20 protein-coding genes and 1 tRNA gene are annotated in these 26005 nt (G+C 57.6%); 10 read left to right on the forward strand and 11 right to left on the reverse strand.

The annotated features are described in order from the left end of the window. From ABJK56_RS10745 to ABJK56_RS10760, 4 genes are all read left to right on the forward strand, one after another. A partial coding sequence (locus ABJK56_RS10745) for an ABC transporter ATP-binding protein (protein WP_347244668.1) occupies positions 1-769 on the forward strand: 769 nt, incomplete at its 5' end. Beyond that, entirely contained in the window at positions 753-2678 is a 1926-nt protein-coding gene (locus ABJK56_RS10750) for a hypothetical protein (RefSeq protein WP_347244669.1), read from the forward strand. The genes ABJK56_RS10745 and ABJK56_RS10750, both read left to right, overlap by 17 nt. Then, positions 2675-4843, forward strand: a complete 2169-nt coding sequence (locus ABJK56_RS10755) for a hypothetical protein (RefSeq protein WP_347244670.1) — start codon at positions 2675-2677, stop codon at positions 4841-4843. The genes ABJK56_RS10750 and ABJK56_RS10755 overlap by 4 nt, the downstream gene beginning before the upstream one ends. A gap of 117 nt (positions 4844-4960) precedes the next feature. After that, positions 4961-6064: a CAP domain-containing protein gene (locus ABJK56_RS10760; protein WP_347244671.1), complete on the forward strand. Its 1104-nt coding sequence runs from the start codon at positions 4961-4963 to the stop codon at positions 6062-6064. Positions 6065-6339: 275 nt separating this feature from the next. Here the strand turns inward: ABJK56_RS10760 and ABJK56_RS10765 are convergent, their stop codons facing one another. Then, on the reverse strand, positions 6340-7836 hold the full coding sequence (locus tag ABJK56_RS10765) for an arylsulfatase (protein ID WP_347244672.1): 1497 nt from the start codon (positions 7834-7836) through the stop codon (positions 6340-6342). Between ABJK56_RS10765 and ABJK56_RS10770 the strand changes: the two genes are divergently transcribed. The 3 genes from ABJK56_RS10770 to ABJK56_RS10780 all read left to right on the forward strand — a co-directional run bounded on the left by ABJK56_RS10770 (position 7808) and on the right by ABJK56_RS10780 (position 9539). Beyond that, positions 7808-8107: a hypothetical protein gene (locus ABJK56_RS10770; RefSeq protein ID WP_347244673.1), complete on the forward strand. Its 300-nt coding sequence runs from the start codon at positions 7808-7810 to the stop codon at positions 8105-8107. The two genes, ABJK56_RS10765 and ABJK56_RS10770, sit on opposite strands and share 29 nt — an antisense overlap. A 140-nt stretch (positions 8108-8247) precedes the next feature. Then, a complete protein-coding gene (locus ABJK56_RS10775; RefSeq protein WP_347244674.1) occupies positions 8248-9090 on the forward strand; it encodes a hypothetical protein in 843 nt (280 codons plus the stop codon). A 375-nt stretch (positions 9091-9465) separates the two neighbouring features. Continuing rightward, positions 9466-9539, forward strand: a tRNA-Val gene (locus ABJK56_RS10780). Positions 9540-9671: 132 nt separating this feature from the next. Here ABJK56_RS10780 and ABJK56_RS10785 read toward each other — a convergent pair. The 3 genes from ABJK56_RS10785 to hydE all read right to left on the reverse strand — a co-directional run bounded on the left by ABJK56_RS10785 (position 9672) and on the right by hydE (position 13573). Next, a complete protein-coding gene (locus tag ABJK56_RS10785) occupies positions 9672-10709 on the reverse strand; it encodes a DUF1559 domain-containing protein (protein ID WP_347244675.1) in 1038 nt (345 codons plus the stop codon). A 244-nt stretch (positions 10710-10953) separates the two neighbouring features. Next, positions 10954-12375, reverse strand: a complete 1422-nt coding sequence (gene hydG / locus ABJK56_RS10790) for a [FeFe] hydrogenase H-cluster radical SAM maturase HydG (protein WP_347244676.1) — start codon at positions 12373-12375, stop codon at positions 10954-10956. Positions 12376-12379: 4 nt separating this feature from the next. Beyond that, positions 12380-13573, reverse strand: coding sequence for a [FeFe] hydrogenase H-cluster radical SAM maturase HydE (gene hydE, locus ABJK56_RS10795; RefSeq protein ID WP_347244677.1), 1194 nt, complete (start codon positions 13571-13573; stop codon positions 12380-12382). 450 nt (positions 13574-14023) lie between these two features. Between hydE and ABJK56_RS10800 the strand changes: the two genes are divergently transcribed. Both ABJK56_RS10800 and ABJK56_RS10805 read left to right on the forward strand, forming a co-directional pair. Continuing rightward, the gene (locus tag ABJK56_RS10800) at positions 14024-15349 is read left to right on the forward strand and encodes a S41 family peptidase (RefSeq protein WP_347244678.1); all 1326 of its coding nucleotides are present in this window, start codon (positions 14024-14026) and stop codon (positions 15347-15349) included. Positions 15350-15474: 125 nt separating this feature from the next. Then, the gene (locus ABJK56_RS10805; protein ID WP_347244679.1) at positions 15475-17148 is read left to right on the forward strand and encodes a PQQ-binding-like beta-propeller repeat protein; all 1674 of its coding nucleotides are present in this window, start codon (positions 15475-15477) and stop codon (positions 17146-17148) included. Positions 17149-17204: 56 nt separating this feature from the next. Here ABJK56_RS10805 and ABJK56_RS10810 read toward each other — a convergent pair whose 3' ends face one another. From ABJK56_RS10810 to ABJK56_RS10840, 7 genes are all read right to left on the reverse strand, one after another. Beyond that, a complete protein-coding gene (locus ABJK56_RS10810) occupies positions 17205-18107 on the reverse strand; it encodes a sugar phosphate isomerase/epimerase (protein ID WP_347244680.1) in 903 nt (300 codons plus the stop codon). Between the two features lie 223 nt (positions 18108-18330). Then, a complete protein-coding gene (locus tag ABJK56_RS10815) occupies positions 18331-19779 on the reverse strand; it encodes a PQQ-binding-like beta-propeller repeat protein (protein WP_347244681.1) in 1449 nt (482 codons plus the stop codon). 144 nt (positions 19780-19923) lie between these two features. Next, entirely contained in the window at positions 19924-20406 is a 483-nt protein-coding gene (locus ABJK56_RS10820) for a tRNA (cytidine(34)-2'-O)-methyltransferase (RefSeq protein WP_347244682.1), read from the reverse strand. Positions 20407-20514: 108 nt separating this feature from the next. Beyond that, positions 20515-22020, reverse strand: coding sequence for a folylpolyglutamate synthase/dihydrofolate synthase family protein (locus tag ABJK56_RS10825; RefSeq protein WP_347244683.1), 1506 nt, complete (start codon positions 22018-22020; stop codon positions 20515-20517). Positions 22021-22260: 240 nt separating this feature from the next. Next, entirely contained in the window at positions 22261-23568 is a 1308-nt protein-coding gene (locus ABJK56_RS10830) for a lactate racemase domain-containing protein (RefSeq protein ID WP_347244684.1), read from the reverse strand. Positions 23569-23768: 200 nt separating this feature from the next. Further along, on the reverse strand, positions 23769-24671 hold the full coding sequence (locus ABJK56_RS10835) for a hypothetical protein (RefSeq protein ID WP_347244685.1): 903 nt from the start codon (positions 24669-24671) through the stop codon (positions 23769-23771). Between the two features lie 379 nt (positions 24672-25050). After that, positions 25051-25293: a hypothetical protein gene (locus ABJK56_RS10840; RefSeq protein ID WP_347244686.1), complete on the reverse strand. Its 243-nt coding sequence runs from the start codon at positions 25291-25293 to the stop codon at positions 25051-25053. Between the two features lie 280 nt (positions 25294-25573). On the opposite strand from ABJK56_RS10840, the gene ABJK56_RS10845 reads away from it, so the two are divergent. Next, on the forward strand, positions 25574-26005 hold a 432-nt coding region (locus ABJK56_RS10845), incomplete at its 3' end, for a sigma factor (RefSeq protein WP_347244687.1).

Genomic DNA, 26005 nt, shown 5'->3' on the forward strand with positions numbered 1-26005 from the left:
CAACGGCTCCGGCAAAACCACCACGATGAAACTGCTTCTGGGGCTTCTGCTGCCGACTTCCGGTGAAGTTTACGTGTTCGGCCGGCCCGCCACTGATGTCTCGAAAAACGAGCGGATCGGTTATCTCCCGGAAGAATCTTATCTCTACCGCTTTCTCAACGCCGAAGAGACACTCGACTTTTACGGCCGCCTGTTCAATATGCCGCGATCAGTGCGGCGTCAACGGGTGGCGGACCTCATCGAAATGGTGGGATTGACTTGGGCCAAGAAACGGCCGCTCAAAGAATATTCCAAGGGGATGACTCGCCGGATTGGGCTGGCGCAGGCCCTGATTAATGATCCGGATCTAATTCTGCTGGACGAGCCAACCTCCGGGTTGGATCCGATTGGGACGCGAGAGATGAAGGATCTCATTCTCCGCCTGCGGGATCAAGGGAAGACTGTCGTGATGTGCAGTCACCTCCTCGCCGACGTGCAGGACGTTTGTGATCGGATCGGCATTCTCTATCAGGGAGAATTGAAGGAACTGGGGCGAGTCGATCAGCTTCTCGCCATGCGGGACGTCACAGAAATCCGTGTCCCCAGGATGTCACCCGACGCGGAGGCCGAGGTCAAGGCCGTTCTGGCCAAGCACGGCCTGGAGATTCTTTCCTGGGGAAATCCCACCACAAGCCTGGAACATCTGTTCTTGCGGATCATCCGGGAAAGCGAAGAACATCCGGGTCTGCGAGTACACGGACGAGGTGACGGCCATGCCGATCGAAATTGAATTGCCACAACTTTCCACCTGGATCGGCCCCGCTTTTCTGGCGTGGCTCAGTGCAGCGCTCGGTCTTGCTACCTTGTGTGGCCTGATCGGATTCATTTGGTGCTTACTTTTGTACGGCCGCCGCGCACCGCAGCGATTCTGGGACCTGCTGCGTTCGGGCGTAGTCGATCTTGTGCTCGTCAGCCCGCGACGCATTGGGGCCCTGGCCTGGCTCACGATCAAGGAAGCCTTTGGACGCAAGGTGACTGTGGTGGTCTTGCTTTTTTGCGTGGGCCTGCTGTTTGCCGGATGGTTTCTCGACCCCACCAGTTCTGAACCCCATCGCTTGTACCTGAATTTTGTGCTGGGGACAACGAATTATCTGGTGATTCTTTTGGTCATCTTCCTGGCAGCTTTCCGCCTCCCCGGAGATATTCAAAACAAGACGATTTTCACTGTCCTCACGAAGCCGGTTCGCACTTCCGAGATTGTGACCGGTCAAATACTAGGACTGATTGCCGTTGGCAGCTTCATCCTGGGAACGATGTGGATCATCAGTTATCCGTTTGTGGTCCGCGGCCTCTATCACACGCACGCCGTCAACCCGGCGGACCTGCGCCCCCTCGGGGAGCCCGTCACGCTGCCGGACGGCTCTCAGGGTCAGGCGCTGCAGGGCTGGACGGAACCGACCTGGGGGCACCGCCACCGATTTTTCGTGGACGCCAACGGCAATCCCCGCGTCGATATGGAGCGAGGCCACACGCACTCGGTGCGGGTGGAAAAATCGGCCGACGGCAAAGTGACCTATCGCCTGGGAGGCCCCGAAGGACAACTGGTCGCCCGAGTCCCGATTTATGGCAGTCTGGTCTTTCGTGACCGCAACGGGTTCGATGTCGAAAAGGGGATCAGCGTGGGTGATGAATGGACGTACCGGAGTTATATCGAGGGTGCTTCCCAGGCGGCTGCCATCTGGACGTTCAAAAACCTCAAACCCGAGGAGTTCCCTGGCGACACCATCCCCATTGAAATGAACATCGGCGTGTTCCGGACCCACAAGGGAGACATCGAACGGGGAATTCTGGGAAGTCTTTCTGTCCGGAATCCGGAAAACGGCCTGATGGTCGAATTGCAGGTGTTTGAATCGAAGGAGTTCAGCATCTTAGCGCTGGACATACCCAAGAAGATCACACGGTTTTCCAGTGTTCGCGTGGAACCTCGCAAAATCAAGCATGCTAACGGCACCATCGAATACGTGTCTCTCAAACCCGTGGATCCAAAAGTCCTCTCCCAGAAGGAATTCGATCTTTTCCGGGATTTCAGGTCGTCGGACGGAACGATCGAGATCTGGATTCGCTGCCTGGAAAGCGGGCAGTACTTTGGGATGGCCAAGCCGGATTTGTACATTCGGGCGGGAAACCGCTCGTTCTTCCTCAACCTATTTAAGGGCTATTTCGGTATCTGGCTGCAGATGGTATTGGCCATCGGTTTTGGGGTCACGCTCAGTACTTTTCTGGGAACTCCCGTGACGCTGGTATCCACGCTCGGGGTGACGATCGCGGGCATGGCACACCAGTTCATGCGGCAGATTGTGACGGGAGAGCTTTATCCAGGGGTGGAGACGCCCGCCCGATTCGGTCCCATTGAGTCGTTCATCCGCCTTTTCACTCAGGAAGGTGTGATGGTGGAAATTCCTCGCACGCTTGGTCTGACCGTCGCGCGAGCCATCGACTTGGTTTTCCTGGCCTGGCTCAACCTGCTCTCGTACATCGTTCCGCCGATGGATCGGCTGGGATTCATTGACTTCGTGGCGTACGGATACAACGTCAGTCCAAGTTTACTGGCCGTGAATATCATCACCGTGGCAGGCTATCTGGTGTTGCTCATCGTGGCCGGCCATTTCTTCCTGCGATCTCGTGAGGTGGCAGCATGACCTCGCGTCAGCAGTTTTTGCGAAAGATTGTGTATCTGGTCATTATGGCAGTTTTGCTGGGGGTCTTGGCTTATCTGGGGACGCCGGCGGCACCTTCGCGCGATCCCCAACGGAGCAGTCCCGGCGGAGTGCTGGCCCAGGTCCGCGAAAAGGAAGGCCTGACCCCCACCCAACTCGGCCAGCTCGACCCCAGCGGCGAAGCGATCAAGCTGGCGACTCTGGGAATGCGTGGTGTGGCCGTCCATATCCTCTGGATGAGAGCGGAAGACTACAAACGACGCAAAGATTGGACGAATCTTTCGGCCGCGCTGGAGCAGATGGTCAAACTGGAACCCCATTTCGTCACCGTGTGGCGACACCAGGGATGGAACCTTGCCTTCAACGTCTCCGTGGAATTCGACGACTACCGCGAACGCTTCCGCTGGGTCATCCGCGGCATCAAGTTCCTTCAGGAAGGCATTCGCTACAACGAACGCGAACCTGTCCTGTATGGCGACGTGGGATGGACCTATGGCTGGAAGATCGGAATGGCCGACGAAAGCAAGCAATTCCGGCGGCTATTTATGGATCCGGCCGACCCCTACGAAATCCATCAGGGCCGTCCCCCTAAGGATAACTGGCTGGTTGGAAAAGATTGGTACCGAGAAGCGGAACGACTCACCGACCAGGGGGCCATCCTGCGAACCACACCGTTGATCTTCTACTCTCATCGGCCCAAATTCCAGATGAACTACGCGGAAGCCATCGAAAAAGAGGGAACCTTTGGTGAAACGGCGATGGATGCCTGGAAAACTGGATGGTATGAGTTCGTCAACGAATTCGGCCATCGGGAACTTCCCAGCGGTTATGAGGACTTCCCCACCATTCGCCTCTATGAACGTGAGCTTCTCCTCCAGCAGGCACGGGAGCTCGCGCAACAGATCGACGAGCTCGCGCCTGGACTGCGGGAACAATTGCTCGCTGAACGCCGCAAGGAGCTGACGCCGGAAGAACAAAAGGCCTACGACACGCCGGCGTATGATCGCACGGTCCGCCAGGTGGAACTCGCGCTGTCCGCCGAAATCAAAATGCGGCTCACTCACGAGCAAGTGGCACGGCGTATTACAGACTCAGCCAAGCGGAAGAAAGCCCTCGAGCTAGCCCGCAAGGCGATGGAACTGGAACGTCGGGCACAAATCGTCGAACATAATCGCAACATCGTCAACTATGATTACTGGAAGCGACATGCTGAAGTGGAACAGCAGCCGGAAGCCGTGGCCGCTCGTGAAGCCATGTTCCAGTCTCTGGAAGCGTATCACAATAACGACCACATCACGGCCATGGAACTGTTCCTGGAAGCCGCCCGGCGATGGCAGAAAGTCATCGAAAAGAACCCCGATATTCAGTATGACGACGGTTTTGTCAATGATCTGTCCGATATTACCGACCGTTACATGCGGATCTTCGACCAACTGGACGAGGTCTTTCCTGAAGACTTCGCACTCCAGGAAATCATTCGCCGCCGGGTGAAACGGCGGCCGGAATACCAGATTGCGATGGAAAAGGTGGCCGCCGCTCAAAAGGCCATTCAGGCAGGGGATTTGGGCCAGGCCCGCTCCAATCTTGAGGAAGCCTTCAGCCAGTTCCACGAATTGACGGAGCTCGTGAAAAGTTTGAAGTTGCTCTCCGATCGACAAACCATCAACGACATGATGCACGCCATCAACCTCTACGATGCGGTGATGGTCAAACTGGGGGACGTCTTCCCGCGGAATTTTGTGCTCGCCGATATCATCCACATCCAGTGCCTGCACGCTCCTGAACTGGTGGCCATCAAGCGGCACACGGCCATGGCGAACTCCATCCTGACGGTTGGGGTCAATCCTGCAAACCTGGCGAAGGCGCGGGCCGAGTTCGAGCAGGCCCTGCCCCAGGCCGCCGCTCTCCTCAAGAAATTCCCTCACCTGGCGCGGCTCTCCGATCGGCGAACCGCCACGGAAATCGCCGAACTGGATATCAATTACAACCGATTGCTCAGTACGACTGGCGAGAACCTTCCGGTCGACTATCCGCTTCGCGAATTCCACGAAAAAGTCGTGCCCATCCTTGAGAAAGAGTACTCGGAACCCGCTCAGCCGGAGACGCAGCCCACCTCCGCAAGGTCCGGAAGTTCCCCCAAGACCTGACACAGGTGGTGCTAGGTCTCGCCGTGCACAACAGGCCGCAACGCGAACGACATTTGCATGTTCGTTTAACGGTGGCGTGCGGCTTCAGAATTTTTTCTAACCCAAAGGGACACCCGTGTGAGCGCCCTCTTCGGTGCCATCCCCGCTGTGATCCGGAGGCCTCAGCAAGCACTCGCGGTATTCATTCTCGCGGGCACGGCCGCCGTGTGGCTGACGTGGGGCGTTCTACTGGCGGAGTCCCGACGCTCTTCAACCACTCCAGCCATCCGGGAACTCATCAGCCAGTTTCAATCTCCGCGCACGAGCATGGAAGAACGCCGCAAGCTTGTCGCCCGAGCGGTGGAAGGCGGCTCCGCATGGGTAGAAGCCCTTCTTTCGGTGATCGAAAAGCAACTTTCCGCAGGGCTGGAAAGATATGGTCAGATGTTCACCCGACAGGCTCAGCGGCAGGCAAGCCAGCATCTGCGGCAAGTGGATCCCCGAGAGGTAACAGCCATTCGCGAGGCCGTGTTGAGTCTCCGCCAACGGCCGGACCTCACCAAAGAAATGATCCAGCAGGTGGGCGATCCGGGATTGAAACAACTCCAGCAATGGCTCGTCATTCCCCGAGAAGTCGTACTCGCTTCCTCCGACACGTTGCGAAGCGAACGGGAGAAGCTTACCGAATGGGGCTCGCTTTGGGAGCAATGTGCCCGTGTGCTCTATGAAGCCGCCCCACCGGAAAATCGCCCCGATCGTCCTCCAAGTTTTGAGGAATACCTTGTGGGCGAGGAAACACTGGCGGCCTTTTTGGTTTCACCGATGGATCCCCTTGCGCGACAGGTCCTCGCTCAAAACGCCGTTTTGGCCAAGCAACTCCAGCGAGAGGAGTCGCGCTGTATTCTGGCCCTCAATATGACCCGCGTTCTGCTGGGCCTCAATCCGCTGGTCATCGACCTCCGCCTGTGCGCGGCTGCCCGCGATCACTCCAACGACATGAAAACCCTGGGCTTCTTCGATCACACATCGCCCGTGCCGGGCAAAACAACCCCCTGGGACCGAGCCCGCCGATTCGGCACCTCCGCCTCCGCAGAAAATATTGCCGCAGGCTACAGCGATGGAAACGCCGCCAATATGGGGTGGTTCCACAGTCCCGGCCACCACAAGAACATGCTGGGCAACCACAAGCGGGTTGGCGTCGGCGTTGCCGGCACGTATTACACGGAACTGTTTGGAGACTGAGGGTTGTTAACTGCCCAGAAGCAGCTCAAGGTTGGCTTTGAATTCCCACGCCGGGTGATAAACCACCGAAAATACCCCGGTTCGTGATAACAGATGGGCAAGGCCGTGTCGAAGGTTTTTATCGCCGTCGAATGCTATCGCCCCGACGGGTTGATCATCGACTTAGCAGCGTCCTGGCGAATCGCAACCCAATCGTGATCGGGAGCGCGCGGGTTTCAACATCCCGCAGCGTGGCCGGTAAAAAGACCCGCATCGCGTAAACTGAACGTCCTCGCCTAACGAGCAGCGGGGATGGCCAGGCCGCGACTGTAGCCGCGATCACGATAGAGATCCAGCAGTTGTGACAATTCCTTAACGATTTCGGGATGCTCGGACGCCACGTCTTTCGTTTCGCCAATGTCTTCGCGAAGATTATAAAGCTGTGGGTGAAACTGGTCCGCCCGAAGACGCAGCGCCCCAGGACGCGTGTCGGGGTGATAGGTGCCTTCGATCCATTTCCACGGCCCACGGCGAATGGCGAAATTCCCGTCGGCGCTGTGAACAATCATATCCGGACGGATCGGCGAGACGTACGGTTGATCGAGCCATGCCGGCAACATGTTGTAACTATCCTCCGCGGCAACATGCGGCGGAGGGAGGTCCTCACCCACAATCGCTGCCACTGTGGCCAGCACGTCAGTGAGGCTCATCATCTCGTTGCAGACGGTTCCTGCCGGTACATGTCCCGGCCAGCGAACGATGAACGGCACCCGGAAACCACCCTCCCACACGTCATGCTTTCCCCCTCGGAACGGCCCACATATGGCCAGGCCCGCCTTCGCGGCGTTTGTCTCGTCGCTTGGCAGCGTTGGTTTATTTACCCCGCCGTTGTCACTCGTGAAAATGACCAGCGTGTTCGCAGTGAAACCCTTTCTATCCAGAGCCTCCAGAACACGGCCGACACTGAGATCCAGTTCGTGAATCCAGTCACCGTAAGGCCCGACGGCACTCGTCCCTCTTGTTTCTCGGGAGGGCGTGATCGGCCGGTGGACAGCAACCGGTGTGAAGTACAAGAAAAAGGGTTTATCACCCGAACGTTCCTCAATCCACTGGACGGCCTTCGCCGTGAGCGTGGGCATCACCTCTTCGTCGACACGCTGCGGCGCATCCAAACCGAGATACGGCTTGCCGTTAAAATTTTTGCCGACGCCCGCAGGATTGAGCCTATCCGAGCGAAGCCCAAACACCCAGTGGTTTTCCACATAAACACCGGTCACATCTCCGTGATTGGAAGGAACCGCGAAATGATAATCAAAACCGATCTCCAGCGGACCAGGTCGTAATTCTTTGGTGTAATCGGTTCGCGGCCCTGTGCCGTATCCCAGATGCCATTTTCCAATCGCCGCCGTCTCGTACCCATGTTTCTTCAGCATGGAAGCTAAATTGAGCCGTTCCGGCTCGATCAAGAGAGGTGAAAAAACCCCGGCCACCTCGTGCTTTAGCCACGTTCGCCAGCAGTAGCGTCCGGTCAGAAGGGCATACCGCGTCGGTGTACAGACGGAGGATGGCGTGTTGGCATCCGTAAAACGTCTTCCCTCCCGCGCCAATCGATCGATGTTGGGAGTCCGCACAAGGCTCGGCGGGGCCCCGTAGCATCCCACGCTTCCGTAACCCAAGTCATCGGCGAGAATGATCACGATGTTCGGGTGTTGAGGGACTTCCCGGGACTGCGCCGCCAAAATCGTTGAAACGTAATAAATACTGATGGCAATCGCAGCGAAAAGTATTCTCATCAACCTCGGCGATCGCCAGTCAAAACAACCCCACCTCAATGTTCGCCCGGGAACGGACACACAACGGGTTTGGTTATCGCTGTGCATGCTGACCTACCTCCCCAAAGAACTCGGCATTTTGCTGATTCGCTTTCAGCTCGAAGATGATAGCGTGAAAGTGCGCCTTAAAGAAGTAGACGTGGCACGTATTTTCCCCGTCAGGCAAGCTCTGCAGGGGTACGGTTGTCGCGGCCGTTCAGACCGGTTACCGATCAAATTGAAATGGATGTGACCTGGAACTTATTGCGCAATTGGGTCATCATGGAAAGTTGGAAGTCTAGGACAGATAGTGTGTGACACCCCAGGTGCAAGGCAGAGTGTCTTTCCACCATTCCCATAGTCGCTTCTGTTAATTGAGCCGTCCTTCTGCCGATGTGGCGAACAGTTTTCCGCCAGTGGGTTCAGGAAACAACGGCCGAGGCCGTTCAGGAACAGCTTGCGCAATCGCAAGAGAGCCCGCAGGAACACCCTGACGTGCAGGTGGCCGCCGCCATTATCTGCGCCCTGGCTATGGAAAGCGGCGGGGTAGAAGACCGCCTGGATGACAAAATATGGGTCAGGGCGGCTGTGGGAAAGGTCGTGCTTGGCCGGGCCGGGCAGGTTCCGGTAGCCCTGGTGACCGCCGGTCCAGGAGCAGGGTCGGCTGCCGCAGCAACGGAGGCCGTCATTGCTGCCCATCGTCCGCGACTCGTCGTGGCGGCCGGATTTGCCGGAGCTTTACGCGATGACCTCCGTCGCTACCATATCCTCCTTCCTAACGAGGTTATCGACCTCACGGGCCGGTCGCTCAAGTTACCAAACCTCGTGCAGGGGGATCAACTGCCTGACGGAGTCCACATCGGCAAGCTCATTTCGGTCCATGAATTGGTTCGCGATCCCCAGGCCAAGCGCGAACTTGGCGAACGGTTCGGCGCTCTCGCCGTGAATCTGGAAACATTCGCCGTCGCCGAAACCTGCCGCCGGCTCGCCATCCCCATGGCGGCTGTCAAAGTGATCACCGATACCCCCGATGAAATCCTTCCCCCTGAAGTCGCCTACCTCATGCGACCGCGCAAATGGACGGAGAAGATGGGGGCCGTGGTGGGCGCGGTGTGGCATCGGCCGGGAAGCCTCAAAGATCTGTGGCGTTTACAAGAAGTTGCCCTTCGGGCAGGCGACGTTCTCGCCGAGCATGTACTCGCCCTGGTGCAAAGCCTGACTCCCTCTAACCTCTGAAGCCCCCTCCTTTTGACGCGGCTTTCATGGAAACGAGAAATCACCCGGCTTTTGGGCCATCAACTGACACAAGCAATCGGGCCAAGCCCGGTCATCACCACCTCTTGCCTGCCGCACATACCCCGGGCGGGTCCCTGCCGTGGGTTGTGGGCCTTGCACGAGTGCTTGCTCGGCCGATAAAATCAAAGGTGAGCGCGTGACGCGCGTGGCTACCGACCGCCGGTGGCAGCGCGGTAAGGCCAGGAAGCGACCATCGCTTGCACTCGCGATTGCAGTGGGCGAAGAAAGAACAGAACGCAGAAAAAGGGCGTTTCCCTGGTGTAAAGTGGGGTGATTAAGTGAGAACGAACGCGATAGCTGTTCGAAGCTAATATCGGGCGGCTAGCTCAGTTGGTTAGAGCGCGATCCTCACACGGTCGAGGTCACTGGTTCGAATCCAGTGCCGCCCAATCGGCAGGTGCCCCGTGCAGTGACGCCGGGCTTCTTTTTTGCGCGGGCCTTGTGCCGCCCTTTTTCGGAGTGGGTAAGCTTGGCTGGCCCTCTTGCCCCATCGAGGCTCTTTTCGCTGGTTAAGGAATGGATCAAAACTGGCCGGGGACTTCTCCGCCATTCCGGGAGCCCAGCGCTCGCCAGGTTTCCACATCGATGGTCTGACTCACAAAGCGAACCGAGCCATCCACCATCGCCACATTGACGCCGCCGGGATGTCGACTTCGTGCCATTTGCCAGAGTGACCGAATAGGTGACCATTTGGCGCAGTCCGGGATCCGTGAGTTCGGTTCCCACCAATGGTAGTAAGCGCTGTAAAGCACGAACCCATCCACCCAGCGAACTCCCCGGCTGGGTTGCGACGCGACCGGCTGGCCATACCGCGTGCACCATTCCACAGTAAGGAAGGGATCACTCCTGCTTGGCGCTCCCACAATGACCTGGTCCTTATTCTGTGGTGTAAGCACTACCCCGCCCGACCCGGAAATGCTTTCGTCGGTGAGAACCGTCTCGGAAAATGCCGCTGTGTTGCTAGTTCCGTCAGTGAAGTCTGCAAAATTGGTCGCCCGATCCTGCATGAACAGACCATCACCATCATAGACGGCTGTGCCTGAGCTGGTGGGCGCGCCGCGTCCCCAATTTCCCAAATAATTAGTGGCTCCGAACTCGGGCTGAATCCGACGTCGGCGGTCGCTCGGGCAATAAAAGAAGCTGACATCCTGCTTGACGGGCTCCACGTTGTCGGGATGGACGCCCACCCCCGGTCCGTTGTACACACCGGTATGGCCGTAGAGCGGCACCTCGAGATTCAACCGCTGGTAAATGTTGTACTGCTCCATGTACGGAGTGAGCATGGCCAGCGGTCCCCAGCGATACTGCCAGGCCGGAATGTGCTCGTATCCCTTGCACACTTTGTTCGGAGAACCAACGGGAAACTGCCGCCGGCTGTCGTGAAAATTATGCAGCGCGAGCACGATTTGCTTGAGGTTATTGGTGCAGCTCATCCGCCGGGCGGCCTCTCGAGCGGCCTGGACCGCCGGCAAAAGCAAGGCGATCAACAGGCCGATGATCGCAATGACCACCAGCAACTCAACCAGCGTGAAGCCGCGACATTTCCCTGGGGTTTTCATGCCAGAATCTCCCGAGAGTTCAGACTTTCATTCCCTGAGTGTGTGGTGTTACGTATTACGTAATCGTAATACTAACACCATGGCGGAATGCGGTCAAGCAGGCGGAAAACAAGACGAGGTCTCAGACCCACGAGAATGATAGTGCTCTTGACAATAACAGGTGAAAGGAGCGTCCCTCTGAAATGACGCCCTGGTGTTTCAAAAACGCCGGACCTTGCGAGGGAATGGCCAGAAACTGCGGCAATCAGAAGTAGAGGTCTCGCTGATCTGTTTCCTGAATCAGACGCAGCCGCTCGACAAGGGCGTTTTTCCGGGGACCGTCGGGAAGTTTCGCAAGCTCGCTTTCGATGAGCTTCATCCCCGCTGCACGCGTTTCTGGACTGGCGTAGTCCACAAGATACTCCATCAACGTGGTGAGGGCATTGGGCGTGCAGAACCGCTGGATGAAGCCCGGGATGGCGAACTCCATAAAATGCTCACCTGTTCGCCCCAGCCGGTAGCAGGCCGTGCAGAAGCTGGGGATATAGCCATCCACGAGCAGTTGACGGATCACTTCGTCTAACGGACGGAGATCACCCAGCTCGAATTGTTCGCGCTCTAGCACCTGGGCGTCCCCCACCTCGGTATAGCCGCCGACTTCGATGCGGCTGCCCGCGTCGATCTGGGAAACACCGAATTCCATGACTTCCTGCCGCAGCCAGGCGGGTTCCCTGGCCGTGAGAATCAGACCCGTATAGGGCACCGCCAGCCGTAAAACGGCGATGAGACGCTTGAAATCTTCATCCGAGACACGATAGGTTTCGTCCAGCTTGACGCCCACCGCCGGACGTAAGCGCGGGAAACTAATGGTGTGCGGCCCCACGTTATAGTGCTTCTGGAGATGCCACGCATGGCTCACCAGTCCAAGGACCTCAAACCGCCAGTCGTACAGTCCGAAAAGCGCCCCAATGCCCACGTCGTCGCAGCCTGCTTCCATTGCCCGACTCAGCGCATCGAGCCGCCAGAGATAATCTCCCTTACGAGTGTTGCGGGGATGCACTTTGGCGTAGGTCTCGTGATGATAGGTTTCCTGGAAGATTTGGTAGGTTCCAATTCCCGCGGCTTTGATTTCTGCAAACCCTTCGTGATCCATCGGAGCGGCATTGATGTTGACGCGGCGGATGTTGGCCTTGGGGCGTCTGACTGCATAGACGCGCCGCACACATTCGGCAATAAATTTGGCCGAGTAGGTGGGATGCTCCCCGAACACGAGAATCAGCCGTTTATGGCCGCGATCGAGGAGTCGCTGGACCTGCTCGTCAATGTCCTCGGGGGTCAGAGTCCGGCGAACGACTTCCCGGTTGGAGCGGCGAAACGCGCAATACAGGCAGTCATTGGTGCACTCACTGCCGATATATAACGGAGCAAATAGGACGATGCGGTTGCCGTAAACGTCGCGCTTGAGTTGGCGAGCGGCCTGGAAAACCTCTTCCCAGAGCTCCGGTGACGAAATACCAAGGAGAACAGCGGTTTCCTCTACCGTGAGCGGTTCCTTGGCCAGGCTCTTGGCGATGACCTCGCGCACCTGTCCGGGATCGCTCCGACGCTCTAGCAAGCCCAGCAGGTAGGGTTCATTGATAAAGTCGTAGGCACTCGTACTTAATCGCCGATGGGCGGTGGTGGCCATGATTTCACTCCTTGAGATGTTCGCCCTCTTCAAAACCGTGGGGTGAGACCCCCGGCAGCGGCCGATCATTGATGAGGGGCGTTGAAACCGTTCGGCCTGCGGAAGGCGTTTCATCCTGCGTGCCGGTTCGCAATCGATAATTCGGGGAGGTACCGGGGCCCTGCCCGACAGGACGGCCGAGTGACTCTATCCGTGCTCGCAGACACATATGGCACGCCTCGGCAGTCTCCTGAATGCAGGCCTTGTTGGGATAAATTTCGTAATGAATGCGATAATGCGGTGGCGTCAGGTTGGGCATGACGACATTCGCCCCGCGAACCAGCCCAAGTTCCCGACCGTTTTTCCGATTGAGAGTGGCCAGCGCCGTGGTGCTGGGAATATTCGCCCGGGGGCACAAAATCCGAGAGAGCGCAATCACTTTGTAGGTCATCAACTCGCTGGCGGGGACCTGCTCTTCGGCAGGAACGACCCTGGCGAAAGACGGATCAGCAAGCGGGGTCCTAGGATGGGCGATGTACGGCCCAACGCCAATCATGTCCAAGTCGAGCTCGCGGAAGAGCAAGAGGTCATCGGCCAGATCCCCATAGGTTTGGCCCGGCAATCCAATCATCACGCCGCTTCCGACTTCATAACCCATCTCGCGGAGCCGTCGCAACAGCGCCACCCGATCGCTCTTTTTTCCCGGTCGCGGGGGATGGTAACGGGCGTACAACTCAGGTTGGGAAGTCTCAAAGCGGAGGAGATAGCGATCAGCGCCAGCCTGGCGCCATGTCCGAAGCTCCTCCTCATCGCGTTCGCCGAGACTCAACGTAATCGCCAGTCCAAGCTCCCGCTTGATGGTCCGCACCACTTTGGTGATGAATTCGGTGGTCAGTCCCGGATCTTCACCCGACTGAAGCACCACAGTACCGTAGCCGAGTTTCGCTGCTTTCCGAGCACAGCCGAGGATCTCGTCGAACGACATCCGGTAACGGACCAGTTCCGTATTGGGTGCCCGAAGGCCGCAATAGGCACACAGTCGCACGCAGTAGTTGGAAATCTCGATCAGCCCGCGGAGATGCACCTCGCCCCCGACATGGATCTGGCGGAGATGGTCTGCCCACTGCCAGAGCCGGGCAAGCCGGGCGGGATCTTCCTCCCGAAGCCAACTTATTAATTGTTCGCGATTAAGTGATGTTTCCACGGAAAGCGGCATCATGCGAGACCATTCGCGGGAACGTACCCAACGGGTTCTCTTCTGCGCCGAGCGATCGAGGATGCGAATCGGGCGTCTAACAATTATACGGCACACCAGGTCGATCAGTGCGGCGGGCAGGATGCGCGTCTGCCGCCTGACAGACCCCAGCTAGCCCAACCGGACAAACCTGCCGGCACCGCAGGCTTGTCACTGCGCTCTCGTCATATCACCCCAATGATCAGTTTGTAACTAGTGTTTGTTTGCTGTTCCGTTCGTCTCCCTAAAGGGTTTCCTTCCCCGCGGGCCGCTCGACTGCGCACCGGGCCTCTTAGAACCTATTTTTTCATGGCTCGGATGTTTTTGGCGGAAAGGGACTCATTCCTGACACCCGCTGAAGCCATAATGAAGGGTACGAGCCGAGAATTGGTTGCTCCCTGCCTTTCGGAACTTTGTTTCAGTCTGCGAACGTCTATGCCGCGAAGAAATGTTCAGATTCTCGTCGTTGCCTGCGTGGTCTGCCTGCTGTGCGCTTACCGCAGCTCCCGATATGCACGGGTGGTAACCTACGCACTGGAGCAGATCGAATTCAAGGCTTTGGAGCCCAAGCCGGCTCGCAAACTCGCCGAGGCGGCCATCCGCGGCATGACGGAGGTCCTCGATCCGTATTCCAGTTACATCAGCGAGGAAGACTTGCCCCGCTTTGCCGAGGAACTGGATCGCCAGTTTGGTGGCGTGGGCATTGAAATCTTTATTGAGCCCAAAACCCGCAAAATCTGTGTGGCCAGTCCGCTGCCAAACACACCGGCACAGCGAGCGGGGATTCGGCCGGGGGACATCATCATCGCCATCAACGGTGAACCGACTGAGGGGCTGTCCCTGGAGCAGGCCGCCAAGAAAATGCGGGGGGAAGCAGGGACAGAAGTCACCCTGACGATTCAAACTCCTGGCGAAGAAAAGCCCCGCGATGTGAAGCTCAAACGGGAGGTCATCAAGGCGGAAACCGTGTTGGGAGATTCCCGCAACCCGGATGGTTCCTGGAATTTCGTGCTTGAGGAGCATCCCGACATCGGTTACGTCCGGCTCCCGACTTTCGCCGAGGACTCCGACAAACGGCTGCGCCAAATTCTCGAGCAACTTCGCAAAAAAAACATTCGGGGACTCATTTTGGACCTGCGAGATGACCCCGGTGGTCGGCTGGAAGTGGCCGTCGCCATCTGTGATATGTTCATCAAGTCGGGCGTCATTGTCACCACGCGGTATCGGGATGGACGCATCAAAGCCCAATACACCGCTAACGGACGACCGGTTTGTCCCGACCTCCCGCTGGTGGTGCTCATCAATCGTTTCAGCGCCAGCGCCAGCGAAATTGTGGCCGCGTGTCTGCAGGACCATCATCGGGCCAAAGTCGTCGGGGAGCGCTCATTCGGTAAAGGGACGGTCCAAGAACTCATCCAGTTGGAGCCAGGGATGGGATTGCTCAAGCTGACTACCGCGGCATACTGGCGGCCCAGCGGGAAAAACATCCACAGGATGGCGGGCGCCGATGAATCTCAGGAATGGGGCGTGAAACCTGACCCGGGCTGGGAAGTGCCCCTGGAAAAAGAGGAACTGGAAATCCTCCTCCGCTATCGTGCCCTTCGCGATATTTACCTGCCGCCGGGATCGCCTAAGCCAGAAGGCTTCGACAAAATCCCGGAGAATTTCCGCGACCGGCAACTGGACCGAGCGGTGGAGTGTTTGCGAAAGGAGATTGAAGCCGCGTCGGGTAAAGAGTCTCTCGGCCATTCCCGCGCCTAGACCATCACCATCTTGCTGCCTACAATCGCAACGATATCCGGCCGTCTGAAAACGGTTGGTTATTACCGCCTGCCCGAGATAAAACATAAAACGTTCCCGCCGGTGACATTTCAAAGAGGTGGACCATGACCTGCCAATCAGCCGGATGTTGTTTCTTTCCGGAGGTTTCCCTCTCTTCGCAGGGCGACCCCGGTAGGAGATCCCCGACGTGTCGCCCATCGCTGCGCAGCTTCTGTTTATGGCATGCACTTGTGACGACCGGAGCCGCTTTGTGTCTCGCGCTTGGCAACCCGGGTACCGGTTGGACGGCCGATCAGCCTCAATGGGGCCAGCGATTCACCCGTAATATGATCTCCGAGGAAACTCATCTCCCTGACTCTTTCGATCCCCAAACCGGCAAGAACATCAAATGGAGCGTGGTCCTGGGGAGTAACACCTATTCCTCACCGGTGGTAGCACAGGGGCGTGTGTTCATCGGGATCAACAACGCTAAGCCCCGAGATCCCCGGCATGAGGGCGACCGCGCGATCCTGCTGTGTCTGGACGAGCAAACCGGCGAGCCTATCTGGCAGCTTGTGGTGCCCCGATTGGGAGAAGATGACCCCTATCTCGATTGGCCACGGATCAGCATGTGTTCACCGCCCACAGTGGAGGGCAATCGCATCTACACCGTGACCAACCGGTTTGAAGTGGTGTGTCTCGACCTGGAAGGACAGCGGAATGGGAACGACGGCCCTTACCTGGCCGAGGGACAGCACATGGTGCCGCCAGGAGAAAAGCCGCTCGAAGTCACTCCCTTTGATGCGGACATCCTCTGGCTTTTCGATATGCCTTCGCAGGCTGGAATCTATCCCCATGATGGGGCTCATGCCTCGATCCTTCTCGATGGGCGCTTCCTGTATCTCAATTCGGGAAACGGTGTGGACAACACGCATCGCCGCATTCGCAAGCCCGATGCCCCCAGTCTCATTGTGCTCGACAAAAACACGGGAAAACTGGTGGCACAGGACGCGGAACATATTGGTCCGCGGATCTTTCATGCCACCTGGTCGTCTCCAGCCCTGGCCGAGATTAATGGTCAGCGGCTTATCATCTTCTGCGGTGGCGATGGCGTCGTTTATGCTTTTGAGGCCCTCCCCCAGGATTTCCAATCCGCCCAGGTGGCCCCGCTCCGTTTGGTCTGGAAGTTCGACTGCGACCCCACCGCACCCAAGGAGAACGTCCACCAGTACATCACTAATCGAAAGGTCAGCCCAAGCAACATCAAAAGTATGCCGGTGGTGTATCGCAACCGGGTGTACGTGACGGTGGGGGGCGATATCTGGTGGGGAAAGCGAGAAGCCTGGCTCAAGTGCATTGACGCAACGGGCTACGGCGACGTAACGCACACCCACCAGCTCTGGTCCTACCCCCTCAAAGAGCACTGCTGCTCGACGCCTTCTATCTGGAACGGCCTGGTATTTGTCGCCGACTGCGGCGGATATCTGCACTGTGTGGACGCAGAAACCGGCCAAGCCTACTGGACGCACGACCTGGAGGGCGAAGTCTGGGCCTCCACACTCGTGGCGGATGGAAAAGTTTACGTGGGCACGCGGCGCGGGCTCTTTTGGATCTTCAAGGCCGATAGCACCAAACAGCTTCTGGCCCGCATCGAACTGGGCGACGGCACCGCATCCACCGCGGTGGCAGCCAACGGGGTGCTCTACGTCACCACTTTGAGCCGCCTGTACGCGATTGCTTATCCACAGTCCCCACCTGCTGCCGTCTCCCAAACACCGGTCCGCCAAACCGGGAAATGATTCGCACTGCAAGAGCCGGAAAGACTCGCCCCCGTCTCAAATCGCGCGGCTTTTGCTCACGTCTGGAGGAGCGACTTTAGGTATTTGATGCTCTTCTCCGCCTGTTCGATGGTGCCGCACTCCACACTGAAGACAATATCGCGCGGGGCACGGCGACAGATCTCGATGACCTTCTTCCAGTCGATCACGCCCTCTCCACAGGCGCACCCGACAGGTGTGCCGGTGACCTTACCTCGTTCTGCCTCGGCTTGCTGCAATGAAATATCCTTGGCATGAAGGTGCACCAGCCGATCCGTCACACGTTCCAGCCAAGCGATAGGATCCTGTCCCGCCAGGAACGCATTGCCGGTGTCGAAGTTGATGCCGATCACCGGTGATCGAACAAGGTTGTAAATCCGATCCAACCCCTCCGGCGTCTTGCTGTACTGCTGATGGGGTTCCAGGCCGATGAGGATCCCGCGTCTCTCGGCGACGAAGGCGGCCTCCTGAAGCGTGTATTTCATGAGGACGAAATCCTCTTCTTCGGTGGTCCAATGCGGCTTGGGACCTTCGTCCGTATTGACCACGGGAGCGCCACACTCGGCGGCAAAGCGAATGGCCTGCTTGAGATACTCCACACTAATTTCGGGCTTGATAAGCGGACAGTGGGCCGACAAACCCGACAGCTTCACTCCCGCTTTGACGCAGGCATCTTTGATGCGGTAGGGATCGTCGAGCATCGAAACGCTGTGGAAATACCCCGCCTCAGAAAGCAGTTCTCGGCCCCAGTGGACCATCGGTTCCACGTATTCGTAGCCCAGCTCCGCGGCCTTGGCGACCCCCCACTCAAACGGTTTGTCTGCGTGGCGAACAAATTCCAGATTGACACCCAAAAACACCTGGCCCATGGTGAACTCCTTTGTCACATGATGCCGTTTTTGCTCGGCCGTTTCCCCGGAGCGGCTGGCAACTGCCGACACGACCACTCTCCTAACACTGGCCACTATTGAACCGTGTTTCGACAGCACAAGCAAGGGCCATCGTGGAGATGCTTCTCATGCCCGACAAGGCGGCACGGGAGATCCCCCGTTAAAAGGCGGACGTGACAAGCGCGTCCCTCCGGATTGCGGACCTGACAAGCAGGTCCCTCCGACGTCCCTCCGAGGTCCCTCTGAAGGCTCGGAAACGCCCTAACCTATCTCTTCACGGCTGGTTACGAACGTCGTAGGCAAATAGGTTGTTGCCGTGGCGGAGATAAAGCCGTCCCCCGCAAACCACGGGATGGGCCCAGGATTCCGCCCGCTCTTCCGAGGGCAAACGGAACTGACTGACTAGCTCATACTTTTCCGGCGTGGCTTTCACCAAACCCACCGTTCTTCGCTCGCTGTACATGTAGAGCATGCCATCGGCATAGGTGAGCGATCCCTTGCCGATGCCCCGATCCATATAGCGTGTCTCTCCCGTTTTCCAATCAATACAGCACCACCGGCCGTTGTAGCTCGATCCGTATAGAAAACCATTGACGAGGATCACACCCCCGTGGTGGTTGTCCAGGTCCTTATTGACCCACACCTGTTCCGCCGTGACGTTCTCTCCCTCTCGTTTGAGACGGACCAACTCCGATCCGCTTCCGTAGCCGGTACTGACGAAGACTTCCCCGTCCGCATAAAGGGGCATGAACGCGTTCACGTCATACGCCGTTTCGTGTGGATGGCGGAAGAGCAGGCGGCCTGTCTCAGCATGGACACCGACGAGGGCCTTGGCCGTCATTGTGAGCAGAATGGGAATCCCTTCAAAATCAGCCCACTGAATGCTGGCATAACCTGTTGTGTCCCCGTTGGCCGAATCAGACTGCCAAACCGTTTCGCCCGTCATTTTGTCTAAACAAACGATGCACGTTTTTGGACCACCCGGTGTGCAGTAGAGATACTTGCCGCGAACGAGGACCGATTCGGCCAGACCCCACTCAGGAAGAGGAGCTTCATAGCGTTCCATAATGTTGGTATGCCAAACCACCGTGCCGTCATCCACCCGATAACACGTCAGATCTCCAGACGCCCCGAGATGATACACCCGATCACCGTCAATGGTTGGCGTCCCCCGAGCTCCCGGATAGTTCTTCGTCCATGCCGGGCCGTTCGACTTCTGCCAGAGGATGCGGCCTTCCATGTCTAAGGCCGTCACCACGGCGTCCTTATCAATATTCCCCGCCGTAAAAATGCGGCCATCGGCAATAGTGACCCCTGCATATCCCTGGCCGATGCCCTCGGTCTTCCAGGCGAGGGGCGGCCCCTCTTGGGGCCATTCGGCGAGCAAGCCCTTGTCGTCCGAAAGATTGTCTCCGCGCGGTCCATGAAATCGCGGCCAGTAGGCTTGGGACCCACCAGGAGATGGTTTGGCTGAACCGGCGGGCGGTGCGGTCTGGGACGAAGGCAGTGTTTCAGCAGTCTCGCTGGGGCGCGGAGCCACCGATCGCGTTTCCTCCGAGGACGGCATTTGCCCAGTTTTTTCCGGAGATTCAAACGATTCCTGGGCGGTGGGCTGGGATCTAGTTGTGCCAGGTTCCGCTGGTGTCGGAGGCTCCCTCCGAGCCTGACAACTCACTGCAACGGCCAACACACAGAGCCAGGGTATAATGTTTTTCCACGTCATACGATCACACCCTCCTTCACAAATGCTCCACCAATCACTCGCTCATGAGGGCACAACCATCCTCCCACGTGCCTTTCCACAAAATAAGACAATTCTAACAGTCCCGGTGAGTCGCGCAACGCTCTCCCGTTTTGCTGTGAAATCTCAATCCGGCAGCCCACGCCATCCCAGTTGACGGATCGCTTCATAAGCTGCGACCGCCACACTCACCGAGAGGTTCAAACTCCTCACCTGCGACCGAATGGGAATCCGCAGACAGGCTTCACGATGGGCCGCAAGAAGGCTGGCAGGCAGACCCTGCGATTCGCTCCCGAAAACCAAAACATCGCCCGGCGCAAAACTCACATCCCAAAACAGCCGGGTGGCAGTCTTTGTAAAATACCAAAAGCGTTTGCCCATCAATGCCTTTTCCAAAGCCGGCCAATCATCCACGGCCTCCCACTCTAGGTATTGCCAGTAGTCCAGCCCTGCCCGCTTGAGATGCCGGCTCGTGATGCGGAAGCCGAGCGGGCGTACCAGCCACAATTTGGCGCCAATGGCAACGCAGGTCCTGCCCACGGCACCCGTGTTGTGGGGAATCTCTGGCTGATAGAGGACCACATGGAGGATCGGTTCGTAATGCGCCATACCAACCCAGGTCCTCTCGATCAGTTACAAAACCGACAACTCCTCGAAGGGCCAAACTGATACCGGACTCAGTGGAAAAAGCTGGAGTACCGCAGCGACTGAGAACCATCACGGGGCGGGATATGCCTCTTTGCTGGTAGCTCCGGCCGTTATCAAGCCGAGTTTCCGGAGGTGGGGCTGCATCTCGGCGGCCAAAAAGAAGGAGCCTGTAACGCACACCAGGTCTTCCTTTCCAACTCGGGGCCATAGCCATTCCCAGGCTGCAGCCGGATGCTCAAACGCAGAGTATCGCCCTGGCATCAGTTCCTCCGCGGCCTCAACGAGCCAATTCACCGGCAGGGCTCGGGGATTAATCGTGTACTGGGTCAGCGTCACATGGGAGAAAAACGGTGCGAACACCTGCAGCATGCCCCGGTAATCCTTTCCCTGAGTTGTGGCGAACAGCAGCCAACATTTCTGAACTTCCAGACACTGCTGCAAAGTCTTCACGAGGGCTTCTGCAGACGCCACATTGTGAGCGGCATCCAGGACCACCACCGGCCGCCGCCCCAGAATTTCCACCCGTGCGGGGAGCGCTGTCTCTCGCAAGGCGACCTGAACAGCCTGGGAGGAGATAGCCCATCCCAAACGCTGCTCCAGCCGTTTGACCGCTGCCAGGGCCACCGCGCTATTGGCCGCCTGATGCTCTCCTAGAAGCCGCAATTCTGAATCAATCTTCCAAGTGGTTGCAGCCTCTGACGCCGATTCTTGTTCCGATCCTCTCGGCTGTCCCCACAGCGTGACGTGTCCCAGAGCTGTGTCTCGCTCAAGATGTCGGGGTGCCCGGTACTCCACGCCGAAGTCTTCCCCCAGCTCCCACACGGCGCAGCCACGTTTTTTGCATACCCGACGGATGACCTCCCGCGGACCGGGCTGGACCACCCCGCTGATGACCGGCACGCCCCGCTTGATGATCCCGGCTTTTTCCCACGCGATCTGCTCGAGCGTCGTCCCCAACAGGTCGGTATGATCGAAACTGATGCTGGTGATCACGCACACTTCGGGGCGACAGACATTCGTGGAGTCCAGTCGTCCTCCCAATCCTACTTCGATCACGGCCGCGTCCACCTTTCGCCTGGCAAAATAGAGAAATGCCATGGCCGTGAGAATCTCAAAATACGTGGGCCCACCCTCGCCTTGAACGGCGGCCTCCCGATCCATCGACCGTACCAGCGGGATCAAGTCTTCCAAAAGCTCGGTGAACTCGTCGGCGGGGCAGGGGCGGCCATCGATGCCCAGTCGTTCTTCGACCCGTTCCAAATGCGGCGATGTAAAAATTCCCACCTGCTTCCCAGAGGCTGCCAGAATGGCTCCCACGAGAGCTGCCGTGGAACCTTTCCCCTTGGTTCCCGTAATGTGGACGATGGGATAACGGGTCTCGGGATTCCCCAGGCGCTCAAGTAACGCCCGCATCCGCGTCAGTTTGAAAACCCGGGCACGTGTTCCCGACCGGGGGAGCGCATGCTCATAATTCGTCCGCGCAAAAAGGAAGTCGCGCACCAACTGGTGGCGGCTTCCCTCATATTCCATGGGCAGGTTGTTTTCCGACTGTGGTAGAAATTGCGAACTGTGCACGATTCAAACAACCACTCTGCAGGCAAACTTCCCAAGAATACTCAAGATTCTTCACAATGATCCGCAGGCCTCCCTGTCATCTGAGCCTTTGGCGCGGTACGCCGAAAACTGATCTTGATAAACTCTATCCCATTGTCACATACAGTTGCCCCTAGGCCAATAACCGGCCAGCCACCCCAGCACTTTCCGAGAGTTTCTCCCCCGCTCTCTTTCATCCGCCGCTTTTTTCCGTTTATCCGTTCATCTCGGCACGTCAGCCAGCTTCGGCACGATCCTGATGGCCGTCATGTCCGGCAAGTTCCCCGCCTCGTCAAAGGGAAGTGGCCGGGGCGCGGTGATCACTTCCAGGTCGTCGCGGTGCCGTGCCTCCTCATAATAGGCCGCCGAGCACTCCACCTCCGCTAGATGAAGGGTGTCCGAAATCCACATCAATCTCGCGTCCTGAGGCGGCGTAAGCCCGATATTGGAGAGGGCCACCGCCAGCATTTCCCGATCGGTGGGATAATCGAGGGGCAACATCGCAGCCGACACATGCCCGGAAGTGATGGCGTTGATCCGCGTGGCGTGAACATCGATTTCCCGTAGAATCTGGCTGCGACAAAACTCGGCCAATCCCAGGCCGATCGCGTTGCCGTGCGTACCTGCGCTCAGGCCACGGACACAAATATAGCGGATGTCGGGTTTTTCTCCCGGTCCAGCGCGATGGTCGGCTGTCTTTCGCCCGATGACGTTCGTATCAATCCCCGCCCCACTCAGGTCTTTCCCAAGCCGATCGATCAAAAGAATATGGGCATGATCGAAGGGAAGTTTCGGCATCCATTCCTTGGCCTGGCGGAGAAGCTGAGGTTCCCGCGTCTCGAATTCCGCCGGTGGAACTGCCTCGATATAAGCCGTGTCGTCGTACGCATCTTCGACAATGGCAATTCCCACAAGGATGCGGCAACGGGTCAGAACAATCCGCGCGACACTGCGAACGATTCTATCAAAGCCATAATCCCACGCAGCACGATGATAAATTTCTGCTCCCCGATGCTTGCCCAGGCCAATGAGCAGCATCTTCATCAGCCCGCTTTCAATCGGCCCGGTAAACTGCGTGTGGGGCTTGATCCGATTGACGACAATGACGAAATCGGCGGCAAAAGCGTGACGATCAAAGTGGACGTCGAAACCCTCGGGCGCTTGACCGATGACGACCGTTTCCATACTGGAACGGATCGGACAGCCGACGCTCTCTTCGGTAATCCCGTAACCTCGCAGGACCTCGCGTTGCCCTTCCGCGGTTCCGCCGCCGTGGCTTCCCATTGCCGGCACGATGAATGGTTGGCCGCCGCATTCCCGGATCACTTCCGCAATAGTGCGAAGAATCGTCACGATATTGTTGATTCCCCGACTTCCCGCGGTAATGGCGACTTCCATCCCCGGCCGCAATCTCTCGCGAACTCCCACGCGCTCCAGCTCGGCGCGAATCCGCCCGGGAACATCATCCAGCCGGTGCGACGGAAAACGTTGCCGCACGCGGAAAATCTGAGGAAATGCCTTCTCGTTCATGACCGTGGTACTGTTCTGGGAGTTAATCGCTTCGCTAGATTTTAAGGCGGCGAGCGCGGAACGTCTTGACAAAAATGGGCGATCCACCACCAGCCTCAAGAGCTCTCAGCGCCAGTCAGTGTGTCTTGTAATTGTATAGCTCGGCGGTGGAGTACAGACGCGCTCAGCTGGCAATGCAAACCTGTCCGGAGAATGCTGCACTAAATCCGGCCGAGTTTGCTGAGATGTCCCTGCGCTATTTTTGCAACCTTTGTCCCCGGATAATCGCGGACGATACCCTCCAAGAGCCGGATGCCCTCTTCGCGGTTGCCCTCGTTGTACGTGATCACGGCGCGCCGCAGGGCCTGAAGCGCTTCGTTTTCAATCTCCGCGGTAAATACCGGCTGTCCCGCACCTACTCCCCGCGCAGTCGCAGGCTCTGCACCGGTGAAAACCGCGTTGGCTAAGGGATTGGCGACACCTGTTTGAATCGGCCCGGGTGGGGTAGCAGGAATCGCGGCAGAGCTATCAGCGGTGGGCGGAGGCGTAACAGCAGCCGAAACGGCCGGAGGGACACTACCCCCACCATTGACCAGGAGATTTCGCAAGACGTCGAGCGCGGACATCGCCTGAACTAGATTTAACGGTTTAGATTCTAAAAAGCTTGGAAAAAAAGCCACCGCAATTTCTAATCCAGCCTGCGAGTAGATCTTCACAAAAAAGCTTTTTCGCAGGAAATAAAGAACCGTCAGGCCAAGCGCAACCAACAGAAACAACAATGTCCCCGCGATACTCGTCGACCAGAAAAAGCTTGTCCACCAGAAACTCAGGGCCAGAATGGTGCAGATGATCGCTGCGATCAAATAGCCCAGCGGTCTACGCACTCCACCCCGTACGGAAGCAATATGGCCGACAGGCACCGTCACGCGCGAAACTCCAAACAAACTCCGTGTTTCCAGTTCCGCCGCCAGCGGTGTCACCCGGAGATGAGTTTCATTTTGAAGCCCCAACAAAGTGAGCACATAGGCAATTAGTCCTGCCCTGCGACCGATGACGTGGACGAGAGGTGCCTCTCGGGCCGCTGGACTTACATAGACATGAAAGGCACGCAGAATAAGCCCCATTGGCAGACTCCTTAACTTCTCTGCGGGGAGACTGACGCTGCCCCGGAGTTTATGAACCGCCAATAGCAACAATCGCGTTCACCCGAAACGCACAGGCGTCGCGTGAATGTTACGACACCACAAAAGACGGATCCTGCAGCGACTCATGGCTACTTTAATTCGCGACATGTAGAAAAGCAAGAGCAAGTCCTACTCGGTAAAGAAAGCAAAGCCGCACACACTGAACCGGACCACTTGCTTACCACTTCAAGCAGCCTCTCTAGGGAGATCGTAGCACAGGGGCTGCCCAGGGCTTCCGACTAAAACAACTCGAGATCGTTATGCCTCTATTGAAAAGAAATTAATTCATCACTTCTGTGTGGTACTCTATTTGTTTTGATTATTCGATGGTTTCATCCTCGGGGTTATCTAATTCATCGTCGGGCGGGACCTGCCATTCCCACAGGGTGAAGACGATCGCACACAGGAGGAGCCACGGCGGCAGCGTGATCGGCCATTCCAGTTGAAACTTCGGTTTAAAGTAGAGCAAAAAGAATACGATGCCCATGATCACGCCGCGAAGGGCCGCTAAGAGAACGCTCGTGAGCGTTGCGTAGGGATTCCGTTTTTCCAGCAGGCCCATGGCTGATGATACCCAAATCCTGCCACCGCCGAGCGATGATCCACTTTTTGTCGCCCGGCGAGACTGAGTTGCTTGGCGGAAACGCTTTGTCCATCCGGAATGGCCCGGTCTGCTCGTCTTCTCTTCGCTTGCCGATGCATTTTATCAGAGGGGTTTGTCGATGACCAAAGGGATTTTCTCATTTCTGATCGTGGACTTGCCGGCAGTTGCCGGAGGTTTGGCCGACGATCAAAATAAGGAGAGTCGTTGGGTGGCACACCAGAATCCGTGGAGAAATCGAATGAGTGCGGGGAAGCAAGAGATCCCTCACGAAGAGAATGAGATCAATCGATGGGCTCGGCTGGCCAAAGAGGGCACGCCGGAGGAGAGAGAAGAGGCGTGGCGAAAACTCGATTCCGTTATTCGTAAACTTGTGTATGAAATTGGAGCTAAGTATGCACTGAGCCCTCAAGCGCTTTCTGAATTAGCGGAGGAAGCACCAACCGCGGTTTTCACGCGATTCAACTCCTTCGACCCAGCACGAGGCAATTTCCGCGCATGGTGCTACCAGGTGTTGGATCGTTGGCTAATTGATGAACTTCGCAAGAAGCAACGTATACGACGCCGGGAAAGGCCAATCTCTGACGTTTTTGATGCCGAATCCCCGTCAACTGAGGGTCTAGCTGAATGCTCCTTTGAGGATCATCATGGCTCAGATCCGGCGGCGAAAGCA

Source organism: Thermogutta sp., from assembly GCF_039793925.1.
Taxonomy (GTDB): domain Bacteria; phylum Planctomycetota; class Planctomycetia; order Pirellulales; family Thermoguttaceae; genus Thermogutta.

What these genes read in the sequence shown, in the direction of transcription:
- hydE (WP_347244677.1), bottom strand. Translation starts at nt 13,573, where the DNA reads ATGATGCCGCTTTCCGTGGAAACATCACTTAATCGCGAACAATTAATA.
- ABJK56_RS10840 (WP_347244686.1), bottom strand. Translation starts at nt 25,293, where the DNA reads ATGGGCCTGCTGGAAAAACGGAATCCCTACGCAACGCTCACGAGCGTT.
- hydG (WP_347244676.1), bottom strand. Translation starts at nt 12,375, where the DNA reads ATGGCCACCACCGCCCATCGGCGATTAAGTACGAGTGCCTACGACTTT.
- ABJK56_RS10750 (WP_347244669.1), top strand. Translation starts at nt 753, where the DNA reads ATGCCGATCGAAATTGAATTGCCACAACTTTCCACCTGGATCGGCCCC.
- ABJK56_RS10765 (WP_347244672.1), bottom strand. Translation starts at nt 7,836, where the DNA reads ATGAGAATACTTTTCGCTGCGATTGCCATCAGTATTTATTACGTTTCA.
- ABJK56_RS10835 (WP_347244685.1), bottom strand. Translation starts at nt 24,671, where the DNA reads ATGGGGCTTATTCTGCGTGCCTTTCATGTCTATGTAAGTCCAGCGGCC.
- ABJK56_RS10820 (WP_347244682.1), bottom strand. Translation starts at nt 20,406, where the DNA reads ATGGCGCATTACGAACCGATCCTCCATGTGGTCCTCTATCAGCCAGAG.
- ABJK56_RS10755 (WP_347244670.1), top strand. Translation starts at nt 2,675, where the DNA reads ATGACCTCGCGTCAGCAGTTTTTGCGAAAGATTGTGTATCTGGTCATT.
- ABJK56_RS10815 (WP_347244681.1), bottom strand. Translation starts at nt 19,779, where the DNA reads ATGACGTGGAAAAACATTATACCCTGGCTCTGTGTGTTGGCCGTTGCA.
- ABJK56_RS10785 (WP_347244675.1), bottom strand. Translation starts at nt 10,709, where the DNA reads ATGAAAACCCCAGGGAAATGTCGCGGCTTCACGCTGGTTGAGTTGCTG.
- ABJK56_RS10805 (WP_347244679.1), top strand. Translation starts at nt 15,475, where the DNA reads ATGACCTGCCAATCAGCCGGATGTTGTTTCTTTCCGGAGGTTTCCCTC.
- ABJK56_RS10800 (WP_347244678.1), top strand. Translation starts at nt 14,024, where the DNA reads ATGCCGCGAAGAAATGTTCAGATTCTCGTCGTTGCCTGCGTGGTCTGC.
- ABJK56_RS10775 (WP_347244674.1), top strand. Translation starts at nt 8,248, where the DNA reads ATGTGGCGAACAGTTTTCCGCCAGTGGGTTCAGGAAACAACGGCCGAG.
- ABJK56_RS10830 (WP_347244684.1), bottom strand. Translation starts at nt 23,568, where the DNA reads ATGAACGAGAAGGCATTTCCTCAGATTTTCCGCGTGCGGCAACGTTTT.
- ABJK56_RS10770 (WP_347244673.1), top strand. Translation starts at nt 7,808, where the DNA reads ATGGCAATCGCAGCGAAAAGTATTCTCATCAACCTCGGCGATCGCCAG.